At 57.0% G+C, this 2,435-nt stretch carries 3 protein-coding genes; all 3 read right to left on the reverse strand.

All coding sequences use genetic code 11. From position 1 onward, the window contains the following. Nucleotides 1-20: 20 nt before the first annotated feature. The 3 genes from tnpC to tnpA are packed head-to-tail and all read right to left on the reverse strand — an operon-like array spanning nucleotide 21 to nucleotide 2,350. Nucleotides 21-1,634, reverse strand: a complete 1,614-nt coding sequence (gene tnpC / locus HKD46_RS21100; RefSeq protein WP_103857963.1) for an IS66 family transposase — start codon at nucleotides 1,632-1,634, stop codon at nucleotides 21-23. A 48-nt stretch (nucleotides 1,635-1,682) separates the two neighbouring features. Further along, on the reverse strand, nucleotides 1,683-2,048 hold the full coding sequence (tnpB, locus tag HKD46_RS21105) for an IS66 family insertion sequence element accessory protein TnpB (RefSeq protein ID WP_041205730.1): 366 nt from the start codon (nucleotides 2,046-2,048) through the stop codon (nucleotides 1,683-1,685). Beyond that, nucleotides 2,048-2,350, reverse strand: coding sequence for an IS66 family insertion sequence element accessory protein TnpA (gene tnpA, locus HKD46_RS21110; protein WP_103857964.1), 303 nt, complete (start codon nucleotides 2,348-2,350; stop codon nucleotides 2,048-2,050). Before tnpA ends, tnpB begins: the two co-directional genes overlap by 1 nt. Between the last annotated feature and the right edge of the window lie 85 nt (nucleotides 2,351-2,435).

Consider the following 2,435-nt stretch of genomic DNA (forward strand, 5'->3'; position numbering starts at 1 on the left):
GTAAGCGCCGCTAAATCGACCTACTTGCCTTCGTTGTATTGCGCCACTTTTTTTGCAATGGGCTCCAGCGGGACGTTCCATGGTAGCAGGGCTTCGAGTTTTTCCAGGCTATCGGCCTCGCCGATCTGCGCCAGCACATGGTTGATATACGCTGATGGCTCCAGGTCATTGGCTTTGGCTGTCTCCAGCAGCGAGTAGCAGGTTGCACTGGCCTTGGCGCCTTGCGCGCTGTCGGCGAATAACCAGGCCTTGCGCCCCACGGCGAACGGGCGGATTGCGTTCTCCGCCAGGATATTGCTGATGTGCAGATCACCCCGCTCGCAGTAGCCGACCAGATAGGGCCACTGCCCCAGCGTGTATTCCATCGCCTTTCTCGTCAGCGAGCCTTTCATCACCTTGCCGACGTTATTGTCCAGCCAGGTTTTGAACTCCGCCAACAGCGGCATGCTACGCGTCTGCCGTGCCTGATAGCGTTCGGCATCACTGCGCTCCTTCTGCTCCCGCTCGATGGCATAGAGTTTACTTATGTACCCCAGGGCTACATCGGCCTTGCTGGCACCGGGCTTGCTCTTGCCCTTCGCAACGGACGGCGTGGCCTGGGTCGCTTCGATGAATTTGCGCCGCGCATGATCCCAGCAGCCAATCCGGGTGAGACCGCTCTGTTTGCACACCTGGCTATAGCCAGAATAGCCATCGGCTTGCAGTACGCCGCTAAAACCGTCCAGCAGGCGCACAGGAACACTTCCGGCGCGCGACGGATCATATTCAAATAGCACAGAGGGGCGGCCCGGCGGACCACCGCGGGTCACCCACATCCATTTGTCCGATTGCGCAGTTTTGCCCTCCTCTTTGAGCACCTGGATCCGCGTCTCGTCGGCTTGCAGGTACGTCGCGTGGTTCTGCTCCTCGCGCAGCAGGTTCATCAATGGCTGGAACACCTCATCCAGCCGGATGATCCAGTGGGCCATGCTGGTGCGGCTCACCTCCTGCCCCAGGCGCTTGAACATCTGCTCCAGACGGTACAGTGGCAGGCCATCGGCATACTTAGAGGTAATGATGTAGCCCAGCAATGACGGCGTGGCGATACATTTGCCCAGCGGGTGTACGGGGCGGTTGGCCGCGAGGATCACCTCTTCGCCATCACGCTCGAACACCGCCTTCTCTTGCCAGATCTCCAGCACCTTGAGTTGAGCCGGAATGAACTGCAACTCCTCTTTGACCTTGGTAAAGAACACCTTGCTGGCCCCGGCTTTCTGCTCATCGCTGAGGGTGAGTTCGATGCGCTCGCGCAGTAGTGAGGCGGAGAAGCCACGTTGACGCGGCTTGGCCTTTGCTTCGGCAGTTTGCGGCAGGTCATCGGGTAACTGGGCCAGCAGGGCGTCCATGTCCGCTTCCAGCTCTGCCTCATCAAAGAGCTGGAGCTGATGGAGTTTCTCGCTGCTGGCGGCAAAGCGCTGGATCCTGCGCAGACGCAGCAGCTCTTCGAGTAACAGGATATGGGCGTCACGCCGCTGGATAGCCTCTTCTTTTAACGCCAACTGTTGCTGAAAACCCGCAATAACCGCCAACAACTCAGCGGCGCTAAGGCCACTGAGTTCAGGTGATGGGGTGAGGTTTTTCGGCGTCATTTTCATGAGGAAATTATAACAAAAACAAGGCGGTAAAGCACGAGGTTGGCGGTATTAAAGCGTCTCATAATGCAGTGTTTTATGGCCCTGCATCAAGGAGATATCGTAGCCATCGAGCAACCAGTTTATCTGCTCGGAAGAGAGGGAGAGTAGCTCATCGGCAGACGATGGCCACTTGAATTTCTCCTCGGCCAGCGCCTTGTAATAGAGCACAAAGCCGTTGTCCTCCCACATCAGACACTTGATCTTGTTGCGGCGGCGATTGGTAAAGGCATAGAGGGCACCGGTGAACGGGTTGTGCCCCAGTTGCTGCTCGACCAGCGCCGCCAGGCCGTGGGCCTGTTTACGAAAATCGATAGGAGCCCGATAGAGGTAGATCTGCGGCATGGTCAGTGCCGGACGCAAGTAACGAGGGCGCATTACAACTGCCTCATGATAGCGCCGAGCAAATCGATATTGCCCGGATGTAACCCGGAGAGAGTGATCCCGTTGGGTAAGGTGAGCGTCAAGCCGACTTCGTTCGTGACAGGAACAGGCATGGCTACTCTGACAAAGCCAGGAAGAGAGTCCGAGTCTACAGGCTGTTCGAGCTTTTTACGCCAGTAAGCAAACTGGTGATAGACCAGTGCCTGGCTTTTGCAAAAGGCGTGGCCGGAGAGGCCGGAGTCAAGCCAGGCGGTGATCTGCTGTCGCCAAAAATCAGCACGTTCTTGAGTGGTCATAGTGAAAATCCAGCGAAGAGGTAATGGATTTCAAGTGTGACGAGCTGATTTTGGGAAAAAAAGATGCCGATTCAAGGGCGCTTAC

It is taken from the genome of Aeromonas sp. TW 6 (genome assembly GCF_013168745.1).
In the GTDB taxonomy this organism is placed as follows: Bacteria; Pseudomonadota; Gammaproteobacteria; order Enterobacterales; family Aeromonadaceae; genus Aeromonas; species Aeromonas caviae.

Bases quoted from the DNA above. Each gene is read 5' to 3' on its own strand.
- tnpB (WP_041205730.1), bottom strand. From the start codon at position 2,048: ATGCGCCCTCGTTACTTGCGTCCGGCACTGACCATGCCGCAGATCTAC.
- tnpA (WP_103857964.1), bottom strand. From the start codon at position 2,350: ATGACCACTCAAGAACGTGCTGATTTTTGGCGACAGCAGATCACCGCC.
- tnpC (WP_103857963.1), bottom strand. From the start codon at position 1,634: ATGAAAATGACGCCGAAAAACCTCACCCCATCACCTGAACTCAGTGGC.